The 17,994-nt window shown below is 38.9% G+C and carries 19 protein-coding genes; 3 read left to right on the forward strand and 16 right to left on the reverse strand.

All coding sequences use genetic code 11. The annotated features are described in order from the left end of the window. Positions 1-105: 105 nt before the first annotated feature. The 3 genes from H735_RS10355 (at position 106) to H735_RS10365 (ending at position 1,835) form a co-directional block, all read left to right on the forward strand. Positions 106-432: a hypothetical protein gene (locus H735_RS10355; RefSeq protein ID WP_020194578.1), complete on the forward strand. Its 327-nt coding sequence runs from the start codon at positions 106-108 to the stop codon at positions 430-432. Between the two features lie 12 nt (positions 433-444). Continuing rightward, positions 445-966 (forward strand): hypothetical protein, encoded by a 522-nt coding sequence (locus H735_RS10360; protein WP_020194579.1) that lies wholly within the window; start codon positions 445-447, stop codon positions 964-966. 74 nt (positions 967-1,040) lie between these two features. Further along, entirely contained in the window at positions 1,041-1,835 is a 795-nt protein-coding gene (locus H735_RS10365; RefSeq protein ID WP_020194580.1) for a hypothetical protein, read from the forward strand. A gap of 472 nt (positions 1,836-2,307) precedes the next feature. On the opposite strand, the gene H735_RS10370 is transcribed toward H735_RS10365, so the two are convergent. The 16 genes from H735_RS10370 to H735_RS10445 form a co-directional block, all read right to left on the reverse strand. After that, positions 2,308-3,423 carry a DNA polymerase III subunit beta gene (locus H735_RS10370; RefSeq protein ID WP_020194582.1) on the reverse strand — a complete coding sequence of 372 codons (1,116 nt, stop codon included), beginning with the start codon at positions 3,421-3,423 and terminating at the stop codon, positions 2,308-2,310. A 602-nt stretch (positions 3,424-4,025) separates the two neighbouring features. Continuing rightward, positions 4,026-5,057 carry an AAA family ATPase gene (locus H735_RS10375; RefSeq protein WP_020194583.1) on the reverse strand — a complete coding sequence of 344 codons (1,032 nt, stop codon included), beginning with the start codon at positions 5,055-5,057 and terminating at the stop codon, positions 4,026-4,028. Next, entirely contained in the window at positions 5,050-6,225 is a 1,176-nt protein-coding gene (locus H735_RS10380; RefSeq protein WP_020194584.1) for a hypothetical protein, read from the reverse strand. The genes H735_RS10375 and H735_RS10380 overlap by 8 nt, the downstream gene beginning before the upstream one ends. Before the next feature lie 710 nt (positions 6,226-6,935). Continuing rightward, positions 6,936-7,484 (reverse strand): hypothetical protein, encoded by a 549-nt coding sequence (locus tag H735_RS10385; RefSeq protein ID WP_020194585.1) that lies wholly within the window; start codon positions 7,482-7,484, stop codon positions 6,936-6,938. 8 nt (positions 7,485-7,492) lie between these two features. Next, entirely contained in the window at positions 7,493-8,110 is a 618-nt protein-coding gene (locus H735_RS10390; protein ID WP_020194586.1) for a hypothetical protein, read from the reverse strand. Between the two features lie 282 nt (positions 8,111-8,392). After that, positions 8,393-8,551 (reverse strand): hypothetical protein, encoded by a 159-nt coding sequence (locus H735_RS30845; RefSeq protein ID WP_155399395.1) that lies wholly within the window; start codon positions 8,549-8,551, stop codon positions 8,393-8,395. 322 nt (positions 8,552-8,873) lie between these two features. Continuing rightward, on the reverse strand, positions 8,874-9,677 hold the full coding sequence (locus tag H735_RS10400) for a PRTRC system ThiF family protein (RefSeq protein WP_020194589.1): 804 nt from the start codon (positions 9,675-9,677) through the stop codon (positions 8,874-8,876). 111 nt (positions 9,678-9,788) lie between these two features. Then, positions 9,789-11,072 (reverse strand): hypothetical protein, encoded by a 1,284-nt coding sequence (locus H735_RS10405; RefSeq protein ID WP_020194590.1) that lies wholly within the window; start codon positions 11,070-11,072, stop codon positions 9,789-9,791. A 16-nt stretch (positions 11,073-11,088) separates the two neighbouring features. Further along, positions 11,089-11,838 (reverse strand): hypothetical protein, encoded by a 750-nt coding sequence (locus H735_RS10410; RefSeq protein ID WP_020194591.1) that lies wholly within the window; start codon positions 11,836-11,838, stop codon positions 11,089-11,091. Positions 11,839-11,994: 156 nt separating this feature from the next. After that, the gene (locus tag H735_RS10415; protein ID WP_020194592.1) at positions 11,995-13,239 is read right to left on the reverse strand and encodes a hypothetical protein; all 1,245 of its coding nucleotides are present in this window, start codon (positions 13,237-13,239) and stop codon (positions 11,995-11,997) included. A 68-nt stretch (positions 13,240-13,307) separates the two neighbouring features. Then, complete coding sequence (locus tag H735_RS10420) at positions 13,308-13,538, reverse strand: hypothetical protein (protein WP_020194593.1); 231 nt, start codon at positions 13,536-13,538, stop codon at positions 13,308-13,310. Between the two features lie 21 nt (positions 13,539-13,559). Further along, on the reverse strand, positions 13,560-13,796 hold the full coding sequence (locus H735_RS10425; protein ID WP_020194594.1) for a hypothetical protein: 237 nt from the start codon (positions 13,794-13,796) through the stop codon (positions 13,560-13,562). 29 nt (positions 13,797-13,825) lie between these two features. Beyond that, positions 13,826-14,314 (reverse strand): hypothetical protein, encoded by a 489-nt coding sequence (locus H735_RS10430; protein ID WP_152447583.1) that lies wholly within the window; start codon positions 14,312-14,314, stop codon positions 13,826-13,828. A 254-nt stretch (positions 14,315-14,568) separates the two neighbouring features. After that, positions 14,569-14,922 (reverse strand): hypothetical protein, encoded by a 354-nt coding sequence (locus tag H735_RS10435; RefSeq protein WP_020194596.1) that lies wholly within the window; start codon positions 14,920-14,922, stop codon positions 14,569-14,571. A 281-nt stretch (positions 14,923-15,203) separates the two neighbouring features. Then, the gene (locus tag H735_RS10440; protein WP_020194597.1) at positions 15,204-16,331 is read right to left on the reverse strand and encodes a hypothetical protein; all 1,128 of its coding nucleotides are present in this window, start codon (positions 16,329-16,331) and stop codon (positions 15,204-15,206) included. A 1-nt stretch (position 16,332) separates the two neighbouring features. Next, positions 16,333-17,592 (reverse strand): ParA family protein, encoded by a 1,260-nt coding sequence (locus H735_RS10445; protein WP_020194598.1) that lies wholly within the window; start codon positions 17,590-17,592, stop codon positions 16,333-16,335. Positions 17,593-17,994: the final 402 nt, after the last annotated feature.

Consider the following 17,994-nt stretch of genomic DNA (forward strand, 5'->3'; position numbering starts at 1 on the left):
TTTCTTCCCCCTGAGTTCTGATCTAAATACACAACACATTGCATCGGTTCACCTCTCGTTAAAATCAGTACAAATATCACTTTGACATAAATAGCGAGGTAGCTAATGGATACCGTAATTTCATTTCAGCAATTACAAAACATTTTCCGCAACTTCATGATCAGTCAACACATAGATTCACTGAGTCTCGAAGACCTGGAAGATGCAAGCAGCATTCAAGCTCAAGTGTTCTATGAAGCTCTAACCGAAATTGAGAGTGATGCAATCAAACAACAAAGCATCATTTGCATGGTAACCGCGATGAAAAATTTTCAAGAAAAGCACGTTCAGGAAGAAATGCGAAAGCTGATGCCACAGGTCATGCAAATTCAGCGAAAACTAGCGGAACTACACGGAGCGGAGCAATTCGCTATTACCAAAGTCCTACATTAAGAGAGAAAGATTATGACCGACCTAGAGATTTACAAACAGACACAAGAATTGGCTGTTGAGTTGGCAAAAGCTGCCGGTTTCGAAATACAAACAGCCTTGATGGTTCATAATCATTTGAATCCGAAAGTACGACTCTATTTTGATATGGCTGTAATTGCTCAAGAACACCTCAAACAGCACGAAATGAGTGATGTGCTGACAGCATGGGAAGAAGCTCAAGAAGAGCTGCCTGATGTACCATCACAGGCTAAATTCTCACTTAGGGTGGGTATATTAGATAATTACTTCCGAATTGTTGAAGAAAAAACCTTAGACGCAGACAGCCTAAAAGCCGCAAAAAAAATCTGGCGAAATTACATTACCGAGAATGGTCTTGGTGGCAGTAACTCTCTTGGTGGTGACGTATACAATGCCAATGGCGAATTGATCGGCATCTTTTCATACAACGGTCGCCTTTGGGAACCAGATCTAGAAAGCGAGGGCAATGAGTACTACAAACACTTCCCAAGCAATACTGAAATCGAAATTAAATAAATCAAACCTCACAAACTAAGCCTGTTCGGAATTGATCTGAATAGGCTTTTTACTTCCCTTTTAAGGAATTCACTATGACAAATTTACAGTTATCCCCAATTGAAACAAAAACCCTATTAGCAGCAATAGGTGATAAGCCAATAACAGGAATAAAACAAGCTGATCACAGCAACTTACGGCAGAAACTGGAACACCATTTGTCGTTGGTAAATAAAAATAACGATGATCGTATCACCTTACTTTCAAGCCAAATAAAGGACTGGCGTTTAGGCGAAGACAAAACTATTAACGCTCTAAAACCAGAGCAGCGCAAACAATACAGTATCGAGTTAAAGCAGCGTCCAGATACTTGCCAATTGGAATTTATGATTACTAATTCCTGCTTACTTAACCCAAATTTAAGTGGGGTTACACCTCTTGGTATGAGTGGCGTTATTGAGATTCGTGACGGATATCCTGCAATTTCGCTTGGGATAAACTCAGATGAAAACATTCTTCATGTAGTTAGTGATGGTTATTCCAAACTTTCTGTGATCCCAGAACTAAACGATGACCACTTGTTCTGGGAGCCAATACAAATTACAGAGCAAAAGTATAACGGCTTAAGCCTTGATGTTGGAGATTGCTACAGTGAAGAACTTAACGACTCTCAGCGACTAGTAGCGCAGCATGAACTTGATCATTACGACTTTGAGCCGCTTGTTGTAAAAGACCTCGGAAACTGGGAGTCTAACGATAATGTCTGGACAATTCCTGTATATCTGGAAACCGATGATGAAGAAATGGAGTCCTCCGATAAAATCAATTTCACTGTTACATTCTTTGACAATTCCTCAAACATTAAAAGCATTGAGGAACTAAACGTTTAAACAGCTATAAGACTAAACCTAATCACTAATCGGGCTATATCTAAGGGTAAAACATCTTTGGAATAGCCCGTTTTTATTGCGTTAAACAATGTGTGACGGTGCGAATTACCAAGTAATTTGATTTCTCAAATGCAACCTATCTAATTGAATAATAAATGAAAACATGATTAGAAAATCGGTGCGAATACTCAAACTTAAATCTGACAAAACGCTTTCAGACAATCGAATACAACTGAAAGTTCGTATCCTTGATGGAAAAGTTGCTCATGAAACACAATCAATACCAATTGAAAAGCTTACACCCAACGCCTCAGAAGCATTCTGAGAGGTTTTTACGACCTGGTTATAGTGGGAGCCATCAAATGGCAGGAAAACGTCTTACAGGCTCTCCTGCATGAGATTAATGGGTATGAACGCACATATAATAAAACCGGAGAGTAACTCCGGTTCAGTGCATATTGTGATGCTTGCTCTAACGTACAGGTAAATTCATGAAAAAATGAACGTAAGGCTTTTGCGCGAATGGTTGAATTATAAAGTAATTTGCTATTACCCCTTGGTTCTGGATAGGAGCTATCGTAATACGAACTTTGTCATCTTGGATACCTGAGATCGAATTCATTAGTAGGAAATAGTTCATCGCAGATGAAACTTCCTCTGGGCTAGAGTAAACAAACTCAACTGGAACGATTTCATCTTCTGCATCAGGGTGGTTAGATTGTCCACCAATAACATTAACTAGGCCTGAGTTGTTAAATGTGAATTCAGCTCTTGGAACTTTACCAGACGACTGATTTGTTGAGCCTACTGCAATACGCATTCTTTCAAGTAGATTTGTTAGCTCCCTCTTTTCAAAGCAAAAGTGACCTGCATGTTCTTTCGGAATCATCTTTTCAATTTCTGGATAACGAGAATCATCGATTAACTTAGACTGAAAAACAAGCGATGAAACTCGATAAGAGAAAGCAGAACTAGAGACAGAAATAGTCCCCTCTTTTGACTCTGAGGTAAGAGAAACTAGTTTATTAACTGCAAGAACTGGAATAGTAAACCCAAACTTCAAGTTGGCTAATTCAGGGTCAGAAGAAACATCAACAACACGTTGATAAACGCTCAATCTATGACAATCCGTAGCAATAAATGATAGCTTTCCACAATTGAATTGAACTCGAATCCCGTTGAGACAAGCCATAGAGTGATTAGTAGGCATACAATTTCTAACGAGTTTCAACCCCTCTTGCAATACATCAAGGTTTAACGAGAAATTCTTCGACTCTACAAGGTTCAATGTCGGTTGGGGGTAACCCTCTGCCGGATAAGTCTCTATTCTGACTCTTGAGCGACCTGACTTAACATGAAGCAGATTATCAACTAATTCAAACGTAACTGGTTGCTTGCCGTATGTTTTAATAAATGACATTAACTTATCCGCTAAAACAGCGACACAACCCTCTTGTACAGTATTAGCATCAAAAAAATTATTAGGAATTATACGTTCAAAACTTGAATCATGATTGCAACCTAGCACAGCAACACCATGTTTCTTAACACCAAACAGAATACATCGAGTAAACTCTTTACCTGTCATTGCTTTCCTTTCCGTCACAGAACAAGGGTGTGATAGAAAGAACCCTAATACGCTAGCATCGTTAAATGTGATTTTCATAACTTAACCCAACAAGTTGACTTACTGAGTCAATTATCCAAAACACAACCTTTTTCTAATTGATCTTATTACAATTTATAACGACCAATTAAACATATTAGGTACTATGAAATCACATTCGATAAAAACCTACAAAACCACTCTCGATCTTACAGCAAGATCGAAGATCATTGAGTGGATCAAAATCTAAAGGTTGATCAGAAAAATAAAATCAGTAAGAAAAAATTATGTCCTATAGACATGATTTTTTTTTACTGATTCACACGAGCTGCGTAGACGCAGTGAAGGGTAATTATTATAGATCTGATCTTATTTATACTTACGTATAAATAAGATCTATAGAGAAGGGGATTTTAACCGTAAATTTAACCCTATTTTCGGTTGTTAACCGTAAATGAGTTCAAATTAACCGTAAAAAGCATTGAATCAACCGAAAATTTAAAGAGATTTTGGGTTGGTTAAGAGAAAATTTCTTTAAATCAACCGTAAATTTTGCAAAATTTACGGTTGGAATTTGCCGCCTACTACCGCTTTTCCTCACCCATAAAGACAACATCAAAGATATCAGAGTCAACAACTGTTGGCTTTTTTGATGCCTCTGTAAGAACGTTGTTCATTACTTCTTCATCGACCTCTACATCACCTACTTCATCTTGCATCCTGCTTACGAAACGATCACGAAGCATAGTTTTCTGAGCAGTTGATGGTTCTATGATCGTATCTTCTTTTTCAAAGACATTTGCATTGATTAGTAAGTTATCATGTTTGCTGATCGTAATTGGGTTAGCTGATGTAAATGCCTTATCTGGTTTGATATAATTGTATTTTGTGTGTTTTAAGCGAAGTTGCCCTGTTTTCTCATGAGCTTTGGGCTTGTCCGTATATAAAAAAATATGGAACTTTGATTCGGATTGGGATGTAGATAATCCCGAACCGCCAGTAGAGTTGACCTCATCAAGATTCCCAGATTGAACTTTTGTTAAGTGGTGATTTATCAGGATAGCCACATCGCCCTTTGAAGCAATATCGTTCATTGTTTGACGGAACAAGGAATCTCCCTTAACTTCATCCCATGAACCTAAAAGACCTCGTGCTGTATCGAGAACTACCAAATCAAAATCCTTAGCTGCTTCGATCAAGTCCTTTACTGGTTGGTACAGATCTTCTGCTTTAGGTTGATTTCCAAAAACACCCAATAAGGGAGAGAAATTATTGTAATAAGCGAAGTTTTCTTCAATAAGCTGACACTGCGTTTCTGATAAAACAGAACTGTGCGAAGTAATTCGAGTATTCGTATTGGCTAATTTATCCTCATAAGGAACGTACAAAACTTTCTTAGGCTTCGCATGATCAGGTATTAAACCAATAATTCTTGTCGCAGTAACAGCTTCATAACATAATGAAAGGCTTAAGTTTGACTTGCCCAAGTTAGGTGGGCCGAGTAAAAATCCGAATTCACCTTTACCCAAGCCTACAAAGATTTCTTCAATTACTTTCTCTCGAGTGTTCTCTTTTGCCTTTGCAAATGAAAAAGGGACAACATATGGACTAGTCATTCAAAACCCCAATATTTTCTCTAGGCTCTAAACTCACATCAGTGATCTTATTACCACGATCATTGTAAATAAGCTTGATTCGGCAATTTAAACAATCCTCAATGATCTCCCTAGAGCCAGGTGATGCGAACTCGCGTAAAGTGCTATTTACTTTACTGGTAATATACTCAGTTCCTTGATAAGCCTTTGTTTGATAGTACTCTCTTATGAAAGATTTAATGGATTTCTTCACAATGAATGAGGTTTTGTTACTGTGTAGCCATTTTACAAAGTCGAGCAAGTTACCTTTGTTGGTTAGTCCTGCAAAAGTACTAATAAACTTCTTGCGGTTAACTGTTGAGTCCATACGTAACGATTTTATGTACCCTGCCCCGACACCTACAATTAAATGAGTATAGAAATCACTTTTTAACTGATTTCTCTGTCTTTCACGGCCAGCTAAATTGGTGAAAGGATAGTAAAAGTTTTCTAGAAGCTTAAATTTTGGCTCTGTACCAGGATATACGTCCTCTCCATCTTCATTCAAAAACTTCAAACGAAACTCAGTTAAACCTAGGCGGTTTAATCTTTTTCTGAATGTGGATCGGTTTGGATTGTTATTAGCTATCGGTATAAGTGGGAACAACTTGTCGATGTCAACACAGTAGTAAAAGTAGTTGTTGCTAAACACGTACTCGTTGAACTTCGCCTTGGTCTCTGAGCATGAGAAGGAGTGGTCGAAATTGAAGGAGCCTGGGTTACGCTTGTTTTCCAATGTAACGTAATACTCAATGACGTTTCCAAGAGTTTGGTTCCGCACCAATTCTTGTGGCAGCATTTTACCAATCGCAATAATGCTATCAAGGACATGACGATCACTGGTATCGACTATTGAGCCATAAACATCTGCAGCGATGGAAGCAAAAGGGCGGTTTGAGTTGAACCACGGCTTCTGAATTTCTGTACCGTAAATTGCACCGCCAGTAATGACATCAGTCACTCTGTCCTGATTAGTTAGATCTTGAGCGATTTTCTTATTCACATTCCCGTCAAGAAACAATGCGTCAAAAAGTGTACTAACAACCTTGATCGGTAAGCATTTACTAGAAACACTGATATCGATGCTCATTTCATCTTCTGTGTCTACGAGCATCCACTCGCCAATGTCTGATACTGGATATTGATCCATTATTGATCCTCAAAAAAACCTATGTTACTTTAGCGACCTCTTATCACTCAGCCTAAAACTTAGCTGAGACCCTACGCAAAAATACCGGATAGCAAGTATTCGTTTGTGCGTCGGTGAACAAACAACAATCAAGACCAGAACACTTTAGCTATCTAGCTGCATGAACCTGAGCATGAGTGCGTTTCACTCTACTTGGTGCCTTCTTACCAGAAGAATAGCACTACACGTAATGTGTTAACCGTAAATTTCAAAAAATTTAGGGTCGCTTAACTGTGCTCAACCGTTAATTTAGCAAAATTTACGGTTAATCGCTACGTTCCAACCATAAATTCAATGGAATTTACGGTTGGCGTTTCTAGTTAACCATAAATTCAATAAAATTTACGGTTGGTTTATTGCGTAAAGCACCCCGAGAGTGGCAGTTGTATACAGCATTCAAAGTCAGAGTGCTTATGGTGTTCTAGGTTAAAAAGTGATCATGACGCGTAAATCTCATTGAGAATTTTGCTTCAACCTGATTTCAACTGTAAATTTAATCAAATTTACGGTTGATTAGCTGTGCCTAACGGAAAATTTAATGAAATTTACGGTTGATGAGTTGGGGCTAACCGTAAATTTAAAGTAATTTACGGTTAATTTTGTGATGGGGCTATAATTTAAAGAAAATTAGGGTTAAGTCACATTTTTCTAGTATCATGCCAGTATGCGGTCTAGATAAGTCCTAGAGCTTTGGCCTGAGTTGCAAATTGAGCTTGATGCTCAGACTCCATACATTGTACCAAAGCCAGATTTAGTAAACGATAAAGATCACTGTCACTACCAAGAGCTTTCTCAGCTCGATCTAACACAGCCTCTACTGCGTCTTCTCGTTCGGTTTCAGACATTGTTGGAACCTCGGACTCACAAATAAATGGCTTATTTGTCATGCACTGACGCATAAATTCATCACGAAAGTAGCGCGCATTGATCATGTGCTTTGTTTCTTTAAGCGCAACGAGATGATTGATTCCCGCATTGTCTGGAATTGCTGTAAGAATGCTTTCATCACGGAACTTGACTACATTGTAGAATGGCTGTCTATCCCCTACTCCAATTTCAAGTCTTTCATTTACATTTCCGCGGCCATAAGGAAGACTCTCGACTTGATCAAGGACCTCACTGGCTTCTGTTTCATCAATAACGTTCGCATTTTTCAACATAAAGTGTTCTGCCAGGGTAGACGCTGGCCTTGCTGAATTTAGAGTATTTGTAATCATCATCTGTCCCTCTAATTGATGTAGCTTTCCAACTCGGCTTTAGTTAAGCCATTGTCATTAATAAAGCTTTCCATAAAGTCAGTTGATGTAACCAATTCAAATTTGCTTTTCAAATCTTTGAAAATGTCGCGGTTAAAACTGCGTAGCAATTTCTTTAACTCAATTTCCAATTCAAATGTTGAATTAAGAATACTTTGCTCTGATTCATTCAGGATTTGCACTGTAGTTGAGTGTTCATCAAACGACTGGTGGTTTAGGACCGCAATTTTAGCCTTAAGAGTCCCCTTTTGTGCCAGAGCGAGTTCGTGAGAATATTGGGCTTCAAGACCGGCAGATTGAATCCATGTAGCTAAACAAATGCTCGCGGATCGAATAGATGCACTACCCTCTGGTTTGCAATCTAGCCCTTCAAAACTGATCTCTGGGCTGTAAAGGCCGTGAGATTCGAGCTTCTGCTCCCAATCTTCTGCTACATCATCAAGCCACTCCTGGTCAGTAAGCTCACACAGTAGATTAAACCAACCAGTGACGCGCTTTTTAACTGCATTGTCGCTTAATGGTTTTCCCTTATTAGAGTATAGGAATAACTGATTAACCGAATTGTCTAAGTTGATTTGAGTCTGTTGCATGTTGTTACCGCCAATATGTCCTAGTTCATAGTCCTTGTGGCTATTATCCCATTGACCATATCTAAATAATTGATCATGAGATTGTGCAAGGAATGGTGAATATTAATATCTCAATTGATTGATCATGTTACAAATTTTTTACTTATCCAGTATTTTCGTGAATAAGCTGTGGGTAAGAATGCAGATAGAAAATATTGGCGTGGTGATTAGTCTGTGTGGAAAGAATGGATATAAGATATGGAACAAGCAGTGGGCAATTATATCTCGAAATTGCCCACTGCGTTACAAGCGTAAAGTGACAGATACGCGAGTATCAGAACGGGTAGTTCGCGAAACAGAAACTGATACACGAACTCGCAAAAGCAATGCAACACTAACAACGGTTAATACCGAGTCGGTAGTTGAAAGCAAAGACACCAATGAGTCTAATAAAGACAACATAGGAACCTCCTACATAAGACTGCGTTCTACTACGCAGCTATGAAAAGAAGCCCTAGCGTAGAGAACTAATTATTTTTTTGTTTAATCAAAGTTAAACTCCAGTTTTGGTTAATTAGCCCAACACTTTCGAGAAAAGTATGGTGCATAGGTTGTTTAATGTTTCTTGTGTACATACTGCCCTCCTATTGTCATTGATGAATTTAACTGCATGTGTGACCATTCTAACTTTGAAGATTGTATTCCAATTGATCATAGGACCGTACACGGAACGGCTATAAATAAAAAAAAGCCGACTTCAAGAGCCGACTATGTTTAGTATAACTTACGCTGCTTCAACTTCGGGCGAAAAGCCGTACATAGCCCACACGTTTTTGTCTACCTTGAACGGGAATGTCTCCATTGTTTTTAAGTTGAACATAAACCCGAAGTTCTCCAAAGAGCCAGTACGCATCAATGGATATAGAATCATAGAGATAGATAAGGTTGCCAAGGTCTGGTTAACGCCAAAGCTCTGTTTTGAAATGGCTTCTTGTGTACTACAGCTAGGTGTGGAAATCTTACTTTCATCAATCGTAGCCCATTGATTTCCGAATAATTGGTAAGGCGATGGAAGTGTATTAATGCCATCACCATCAAGTTGTGACCCGATAACGCATTGCCCCGACTCTTTAGAATTTCCCAGATCCATCCAGTAGTTATCTTTTCTTCCTACCTTTTTTAGAGTCTTTCCAATTTCTACTCGCGCTGATGCTGAATCAACAGTAGTGATCAGTAAGTCACAAGCTTTAGCATTACTATCGTACTTACCACAAACAGCTTTCCAATTAACTTCACCGAATTGATTAAAGCGGTTTACGAGTAAACTTGCTTTGTAATGCCCAACATCAAGGTTCGACCAGAACGCCTGTCTACCCACGTTTGGCTCCGTAACTCGCTTAGGGTCATAAACAGTAATATTCAGTCCATTTCCACCAAGCTTCACCAAGGTGGTGTGTAGTTGAAATAACATCGACAACACTGCGCTACCGGTTCCTCCTGCTCCTACAAGGATAACCTCTACAGGTTTGGATATACCAAGTAGAGCTTGAGTCGTATTAATCTGTGTGAGAGTGCTGGTTGCTGTCATAACTTTACCGTTATTAATAAATTGTCTGTTGACGTATTGTCGCAAGAACCCCGAAGAAGCAATTGATCGAAGCAAAGAACAGGAAGTGAATAGCCTAATCAGCTCCAATTTCTATTGTGTCTGTGGCTCTGTAATTTTCATTAGAGTCTCCAATACACCATCTAACCAAGCTCGATATTTTATGAAAGGAAGAACGTCCTTTGTCTTGTCAATATAGCCCCATGAACTTACGCCCTCTTGCATGTTTGATTGAGCTTCTTCATCGACAACTTCATTTATGTATTCTTTTGTTTTGTCTGATACGAGTGAAACAAAGAACTCATGCCCTAAACAGTTTTCGTCATAATGACAAACATATTCATCCCTGATCAAACGGATTGATGGTTTGATACCAAGCAGATATGCCTGTAGTTTTTCTTCCAATTCATTACTTGGGGTTGGTACCGAATTGAACAAATTGGTAAGAGAGTCGAATAGGCTCAATTCACTTAATGATTGCCAGAACGCCTTGTTTTTGTAAGACGTTTCTTTGCACTCAAGTAATTCAGGAATATACATTGAGGATACAAATCGTTTTAACTGGTCGTAGTCTTCCAAATATCCACAATAGTTGTCATTACTGAGGATTTCAGTTTTATATTCGTCCTTTTTGCGTTTTTTGGCATTCTTTAGGTTAGTAGCTTTAACCAGTAACTTGAAAGCGACTTCAAGATCATAGTTTGATTCCTCGATACCAATCAGATACTGGTAAATCTCTCCCAAGCGTTCGGGGTACAAATCACCCTTGCGAGGACATAATTCACCATATGCCATTTCACTGTTACGCTGCAAAGTGGAGGTGCCAAATTCAAATGAATCACGTTTGAATTCCAATGTTTCAAGAAATCTGTTAAGCCAAACAACAAAAGGTTCAGACAAATATGTCGTATCAATGTTGATCCAGTTTATTGCCTGAGAGTCGAATCGAGCACCGTAAAAAGATTCTTTGATATCGTGTGTGAACTCACACTCCCCAACTCTTAAATCCATTGCGATTGGGAAGATGGGAACATGGTCTGCATACTCCGGTAGCATCACAGAACGCTTTGTATTGTCGAATAACTGAGAGCAATACCGACTAACTGACCGAACAGTACAATCAAGAATTCGCTTAGTCTTTAGTGGATCGGTGAAGTCATGATCTAAGAATAAGTCCAGAAGAATAGGGTGTGTGCAAGCTCCCATTGATACTAACTCCATCAAGAACTCGACCTGCTTTTTTACAGAAGAAGAAACCAATGAAAAGTCAAAGCCTACATTTTTCTCAGCCAAGTCCTGCCAATCTAAAAAGCCAGTTTGCAGTAGCTGACTGTAGACAGACATTTGAGCAAGCGATTGGGTTGGTACTGAATTCATCTGGATATTTCCTGTATTAACGTGCAAGACGGTCTTTAATAACTTGAATGTATTCGCCTACATTCGTTGCAACATCGGGAGCCGATTTCAATAGTTCGTCAGGAAACTCCGGTTTATTTTGAAGTTTTTCAAAATTTTCAAAATTGTCACCAGACTTCATAGAGTCAAATTTAAAACCGGAATATTGAGATTTGAAAATTACGTCTTCAACATCAGCCATAGTTTTATAGCTAACCTCTGTTGGGTACGGAGCTGACCCTATGCACATATGGCAGTCAATATAAACATTGGCTACTGGACAGTGATACACAGGGGTTTCAGCAGTAGGGCGGTCAGTGCCTTTAGGGATGGCAACTAGCCCCATGTAACGCTTGTCTTTCGCTGCAATAAATAAAATACGAGGGTGAGGAACGTTCATCAGCATCTTTTGACCAGATAAGTACCATTGATGACAAATCCTTTGGTCTATGTACCAAACAAGCATGGAACTGTCTTCGTACAGAACATTCGCAGGAGTGATCTGTATCCCGTCCTTTTCCTTTTCGTTAGTTAAAGAGGTCTGTGCTTTGTTCAGAATGTTTTCAAGGGTTACAATAGTAGATTCTTCATCAAGCCAAACTCCATCCATCAACATTCCATCTTTATTAATGTCATGGCGCGTAATGCCAACATTAGTAACAACAAGTCCAAATTTAAATTCGAGTTTCTTGGCTTTTGCTGAACGTTCTGATGAATTGCATTTTGCTGTTGGTGTGGCGAAATCCATAATAACTAACCTCAAATGACTGGTTCCTAATATCTATATTCCTATTTTAAGCTCTGCCTACCTTAAGCAAGTGATCAGATGACAGTTACGAATACCAGATATTAAAAAAGGTCACCGAGCGTTAACTACGATGACCTGATTGTGAAAGGAGATAGTTTAGTAGCTTTCGTGACAAGAACTGGTAAGCACGTTAATGTCAGTCCAAAAGGCATGAATAAACGCAAGTGTTTTGATAAAGTCTTTAACTTCGCTGGCGTTAATAAGAGTTGTGTATCTGTCTAAGTTAGATAGGTGTGATTCTCTGTGACAGGTATTAGCCAGTTCACAAGAAGCATCATAAGATTCATGGTTCGTGAAATACAGAACGTTAGCAGTTGCTTGGTGAGCTTCGTTAATAGTAGTTTCAAATACGAACTGAATATCGTCAATGTTCATATCCAATTTCTTCAATACAGTAAGTACCGAGAACTCGATGTCATTAAGGTCTTTTTCATTGGAACAAACTTCTATGATTCGGTGAATGGTTTGTTCGCATGAATCATCCAATTCATTCTTTAGTTCACAAGCTTGGTTTACATTCTTATTGAATGAAATCTTAGCCAGAACCTGTTCTACACTTGTCCTGAATTCATGATCACTTAACTCTAGAAAGTCTATATCATTATCTGACCGATTAAGCTGATCATTGCTATCAAACAATTCAAGATAGACTTCTTGCCAATCTTCCTGATACATATCCTCAATGTCGAAGCCATTCCCGATACCGTTAGGTACAAGTATCCCAAGTATTCTCTCTGCATCTTCGAGGCTAATGGTTTCTGCATGAATGCTTGGTGTCAATTGATACAAACATTCATCTGTGATTGGGTCAGCCATGAGATTCGTAAAGCCGATATTTAAGTTGCCAAGAAGATATGCCAATTGCTGCAAAGCATTTTTAAAGGTATCACGCAGTTTGTTTACCTTGATCTCAATGAACATTTTCTCTGGTGAATTAAAACGAACGGTACGGTAGCTGTATAGCTCAAACTCGGTATCAGGAATCGAATGTGATGCATTATCCAAAGTTAGATCGATTGCAGTATCAAACACACTATAGCGAGTATTTACTGTGCTGAATTGTTTTAGTTGGGACTGATACCATTTAACCAGATACTTAGAAACATCAATCACCAACAAATTCGCCCAACGAACATACCTGATTGGATCAGAAATCTCGTTAATAAGACCATTTAATATGATTTGGCTATGATGTCCGACACCATTAACAGCAAGCTCAATCAACTCATTCAGATGCTTCAAGTTCGCGTTGTTACTTAGGTCATAATACACGTCAAAAGCTTTTGAAATTGAGTCATAACTGTATGGGTTGTTGAAAACATTTTTATTCAAATTATCCATGCGGCTATCATAAGTCGCAAAGCAATTTAAGCTGTGTATGTTTTGAGTCGGTAGCATGAATTCTAATCTCAAATAAATGGGGGGATAAACTCGCTTGTTGCCTTAAACCGCTTCAATCTGATAGATCCAAGTTTATTGGCTGTGTTCTGAGTGTTCATTGGAACAGGAAAATTGTCGCCTATTAAACGCTTAATCTCTTTGTCTTTGTTCTCAGCCATTGTACGTTTGAATTTAGGGGTAGCATGATGCTCCCCAATTTGTGCAAGCAATGCAGTAACGTTTGATAAATTATCGCTCATACTGACCCCTAAAGATTTAAATTATCCGTTTACCGAAACAGGCGGTAGGTTGTACTTAAACATAATGACTTGTTCACCATCATGGTCGGTGATTTCACCATCTTCATTCCAGATATGGGTGTGTCGAACTTGCGGATACTGTTGAGCGTGAATTCTATGCACCTCATTAATATCCAAAGGTTGGGTGAGACTTTGGCTTGGGTCGTCAAGAACCAGAGTCCCGATCATAAATTTACGAGGAAGAGTTGAAATTGCCATTGGAGAATGCTCCTGTATTTAAACGGTGATTAAAGCGAAAAATCAGACATTGAGATTTGAGAAACCTGTTGTGCAGCATTTTGCGCAGGTTCATCTACAGCAGCAGGTGTTTGGTCGGTCTGAATTGATTCCTGATTAGTGGCTGTGTCAGTGGCTGTCGATTCTGGTGATTTAGTTACCGTAGCCCCTTTGCTAGATGCTGTGTTCGCTTTCTGCTTAGGTTGATTTTTGGCTTTGGAACCTTGTTCTTTTTTCAGATCAGTGGTAATTGAAATCAGTTCATCAGCAGAATGCCCCAAATGTCCGACTAGTTGTTCTTCGAGATCCTGTCCAGTAACAACAAGGGGTTGAGCTAGTGTTTTTCTTAGCTCCATAACTTTCTGAGAGTCAGTCACCGTTGCACCGTCAGCAATAAAAGACAAGATTAATGATGGAGTGCCATTAACACACTGAACCGTCATGACGGCTTTAGATAAAGATGCTTGTTCGAGTGTTGCTAGAATGTTTGCTATTAACATGATGTTGAACTCCGTGTTGAAATGGTTTGTTTCGTAACTTGAGTCCATTTTATGGTGAAGCAATCAGGTCCAATTGATCATGAGACTTTTACAGGAAGGGATATGACTCGTTACCTTTACTGATCTATAAGCACATTCATATGAGCGATTTATGAAAATGGGGAAGGTTGGAGAAAATCAGTTAGCTGAATAGAAATGCCCCACTTAAATGTGGGGACTGTAAGTTGATTCGGAAGAATCTGTGCATGAATATTTTAGAAAGTGATAGATGCTGTTTTCTTTTTGTAGTTGATAGAAACGCTAATGTAACAAGAAAAGCAATCTTTGAATCTGGCATTGTGTTCAGCAACCTTTTCAGCCGTGTTCAGTCTTGTGGTGCTTGGCCGACCATAACTCCGCTCAAACTCAAGTAGCAAAGATTTCAGTTTTGGTTGCATTTCACGACACTTTTCATCGAAACGGATACGCTCAGTAGTGTTTGCAATATCCTGTGCCTGGAACTTCAATACAGATTCGCCATTACGTTCTTTGGGGAATAGCCACATACCCAAAACCACAGAGAGGGTTAGTGGTTTGAAATCTCGAATGTCTGCTACTACCTGATCCATTTTATATCCTATTGGGTGATGTTTACGTTGTTTAACTAATAGTATTCTAAAACGGTTTATATACCGTCTGATCATGTGACCATGATTCTGGTCCGTTATTCATCCGACAGGAGTGTGACGGTAATGACGGTGCGAATTACGTGGTAATTTGAGGTGTAAATAGTTATCTAACTATATGATATATAAGGTAAAACATTGAAAATGGAGAGGTGCGAAATTTTGCGAATTTAAAAAAAACCTAGCCATTGGGCTAGGTTTCTTATTTAAAGCGAGGTTCAATCTTAAACGTCCGGTTCTGCCAGTGTTTTAGATATGAATTCTTGAATCTTTTCGACCTTAGATTTCGGTATGCGAGTCAAGACAATATTAGTCTTGGTCTTAGTAGACAAAATCGTTGCCGATTTGTCTTTATTATCAAAATTATGTAGCGAGACAGGTTGCGGCTTTTCTTTTTTGACAGTCTTATTCAGTTTATCAAATGCGTCTATAACGTTCTGTACGAGTTGTTTATAGCGTTCTGACGTTGTAAGGCTGTCATTAGTTAGGGTTTCCGTAAAAGCGCTCTTAGCGGCTTCTAGGATGTCAGAGTATGAGATCTTTGTTTTTTGAACCTTTAGTGTCAGAGAGTGCAACTTCTTGTAGTTGTCTGTCTTCATGCTGTTGTAGCTTGGGAACGCTTGAAGCAGGGTTGCAGGTAAACGGCCTGCATTAACTTTGTGCTGAAGTGTTGTGATGCCTTCACCTAAATGCTCTGCAAGCTCTTTTACTTCTACAAATCCGTTATCTTCCATGATCTCAATTAGAGCTTGACCTTCTTCGTAATAGCTCAAGTCTTTAGTTAATCGTGAAATATCAGCAATGTATTTTGCTTCTGGTTTGGTAAGTGAGCCTTTAGCAACGTAAACAGTAAATGTCTGATCAGACAAAATACAACACATGCGTCTACGAGAACCGTCAAGTACATGAATAATCCCTGATTCTGGATCAGGAATCCAGCCAATAGCAGGGAACGTCTGACCGTTTTCCGCAATCAGTGAATATATGTCGCTCATAGATTCAGGTGTAAGATCGTCCTGATCTCGACCATTTACCTTTGGAACAAAGGTACGGGACTCGATATTACCTTTGCCAGAAATCTTAACAATATCGAATTCTTTTTCATCTCCATTACGCAAAGGGAATGAAATTACACCACCGAGCTTTAAGCCGAACTCCTTAGCAAGTAATGATTCAATATCTGTACCGTCAGGTGCTTTTCCAGAACGCTGCTTTACCTGTTCAATCGCAGGTTTTAACGCTTTGAACCACTTCTCGAACTGGACTGAGTTTTCGTGCGCTTTTTTGCCATCGCTATCAGCCTGGTTAGCTGCCTCGGCTTTAGCGTCGAGAGCGTCATCTAAAAAATCCATGTTATGCTACCTCACTAGCTTGCATTTTATCTTTTTCAGGGAAAATGTTTGGCTCAATCATTTTCATGATCAGTACGTGAAGCTGATTAAGAGCCGATACTGCCTCACGATGAGCTTTAGCCTTGGAATTAAGTAACTGAATAGGTAATTGCTCTTTTGAAGCTTTTTCGTAAACTTTATTTTCTTCTACAACCTGATTAAAGGTGTATGGGCTACTCAAAATAGAACCTGCATTACGAACAACATACTCACTGTTTTTAAGATGTTTAGTAACAAGGGTGCGGATTGCATGGAAACCTTTGAAGTCACTAGGCATACAGCGTTCAATAATCAACTTTGAAAGGCTTAAGTATTCTTGATAAGCCTTAAAGTCTTGAGTTCTTCCAGTAGTAGGAATGATCAGATAGTTTGATGCGTAGTACAAAGAGTATGTAATCGGATCGCAAGCTGGGCTTGTATCAATGAATATAATGTCAAAATCATTCTTTAGTGGTGTGATGATCAAATCTTTGTATAGAGTGATTGCATCATCAAACGTATTACCTTTTTGACCAAGAATTTCACAAATTGTGATCAGCATACCTGTGTCAGACATTAAGGCAGGGGTAAACCAAAGATTATCTACGTTAGATTCGAAAATTACGTTTTCGAACAGTAGGTCACGAATCTCTTTTTGAATGCCATTGCTTAAACGTTCATCACGGGATAGATGAGCATATTTTTTGAAGATAGAACCTACACTGTTTACTGATTTCAAAATTAAATCTGTATGCAACATAAAGTGGCGAACAGAACCTTGAGGGTCACCGTCAATGAGTAGTGTACGTTTAGCCTTAACAATGTCTGTAGCACTATTCACCGCAAGCGCAATAGCCGTTGTCGTTTTACCGATGCCGCCTTTGCCTTTATGAACACAAACTACTGGAACATCATAAGTCCCAAAGGTTTCACGTAAATCTCTCATAGGGAAGATATGAAACTTTTTGACAAGTTCGATAGCTTCTTGCTGCGAAAGTTGATACCAAGAGTTTGCAAGGCGTAGATATGGAGCTCCATTCTCTTTTTCGGCTTCCTCAATTGCTTTTTTAACTCTAGTTAATGGGATGCCAGTAAGGTTAGAAATATCTTGCTGGGTATAAACGATCTCTTTGCGCTCGGAATACTGCTCAGATTCAACATCATCATTGAATGGAAGCTGAGATTTCGTTGTTAATAGCATTTCGTCCAGCTGATCAACATTATTTTGTACTTGAGTTTGCATTGTTGCTGTCCCTTAAAAAATTAGATTTCCTCTGATGGTGATTTCTGAGTGAGTGTGATCAAAACGAGAAACCCCAGCCACCTAAACTAATATTGCTTAAAAGTAACGCTAACTGTTTGGATAAACAGTGTTTATGTTCAGTATCATAAACCTAAACTGACACCTTGTACAACAAAAAGTAGCGACTTCGCTATGGATGTACCAAATATGTGCCAGTGATAGCAATATGGCTTACGTTGTAGCGACATCGCTAAAAACTAGCCTAGTCGCTTGGTTTTTGCTTGTTCGCTATTAATTATCTTGATCGGTTAAAAAAATCACCCCAAAAAAATGTATTTTTCGCATTAAGTAAATATAGAGGATAAGTCTTATAAAACAGAGGGATAGGTGGGTTTTGTCGAT

It is taken from the genome of Vibrio owensii CAIM 1854 = LMG 25443 (assembly GCF_000817815.1).
In the GTDB taxonomy this organism is placed as follows: Bacteria; Pseudomonadota; Gammaproteobacteria; order Enterobacterales; family Vibrionaceae; genus Vibrio; species Vibrio owensii.

Bases quoted from the DNA above. Each gene is read 5' to 3' on its own strand.
- H735_RS10380 (WP_020194584.1), bottom strand. From the start codon at position 6,225: ATGGATCAATATCCAGTATCAGACATTGGCGAGTGGATGCTCGTAGAC.
- H735_RS10440 (WP_020194597.1), bottom strand. From the start codon at position 16,331: ATGGATTTTTTAGATGACGCTCTCGACGCTAAAGCCGAGGCAGCTAAC.
- H735_RS10355 (WP_020194578.1), top strand. From the start codon at position 106: ATGGATACCGTAATTTCATTTCAGCAATTACAAAACATTTTCCGCAAC.
- H735_RS10390 (WP_020194586.1), bottom strand. From the start codon at position 8,110: ATGCAACAGACTCAAATCAACTTAGACAATTCGGTTAATCAGTTATTC.
- H735_RS10385 (WP_020194585.1), bottom strand. From the start codon at position 7,484: ATGATGATTACAAATACTCTAAATTCAGCAAGGCCAGCGTCTACCCTG.
- H735_RS10445 (WP_020194598.1), bottom strand. From the start codon at position 17,592: ATGCAAACTCAAGTACAAAATAATGTTGATCAGCTGGACGAAATGCTA.
- H735_RS10400 (WP_020194589.1), bottom strand. From the start codon at position 9,677: ATGACAGCAACCAGCACTCTCACACAGATTAATACGACTCAAGCTCTA.
- H735_RS10420 (WP_020194593.1), bottom strand. From the start codon at position 13,538: ATGAGCGATAATTTATCAAACGTTACTGCATTGCTTGCACAAATTGGG.
- H735_RS10415 (WP_020194592.1), bottom strand. From the start codon at position 13,239: ATGGATAATTTGAATAAAAATGTTTTCAACAACCCATACAGTTATGAC.
- H735_RS10365 (WP_020194580.1), top strand. From the start codon at position 1,041: ATGACAAATTTACAGTTATCCCCAATTGAAACAAAAACCCTATTAGCA.
- H735_RS10375 (WP_020194583.1), bottom strand. From the start codon at position 5,057: ATGACTAGTCCATATGTTGTCCCTTTTTCATTTGCAAAGGCAAAAGAG.
- H735_RS10405 (WP_020194590.1), bottom strand. From the start codon at position 11,072: ATGAATTCAGTACCAACCCAATCGCTTGCTCAAATGTCTGTCTACAGT.
- H735_RS10430 (WP_152447583.1), bottom strand. From the start codon at position 14,314: ATGTTAATAGCAAACATTCTAGCAACACTCGAACAAGCATCTTTATCT.
- H735_RS30845 (WP_155399395.1), bottom strand. From the start codon at position 8,551: ATGTTGTCTTTATTAGACTCATTGGTGTCTTTGCTTTCAACTACCGAC.
- H735_RS10435 (WP_020194596.1), bottom strand. From the start codon at position 14,922: ATGGATCAGGTAGTAGCAGACATTCGAGATTTCAAACCACTAACCCTC.
- H735_RS10360 (WP_020194579.1), top strand. From the start codon at position 445: ATGACCGACCTAGAGATTTACAAACAGACACAAGAATTGGCTGTTGAG.
- H735_RS10410 (WP_020194591.1), bottom strand. From the start codon at position 11,838: ATGGATTTCGCCACACCAACAGCAAAATGCAATTCATCAGAACGTTCA.
- H735_RS10370 (WP_020194582.1), bottom strand. From the start codon at position 3,423: ATGACAGGTAAAGAGTTTACTCGATGTATTCTGTTTGGTGTTAAGAAA.
- H735_RS10425 (WP_020194594.1), bottom strand. From the start codon at position 13,796: ATGGCAATTTCAACTCTTCCTCGTAAATTTATGATCGGGACTCTGGTT.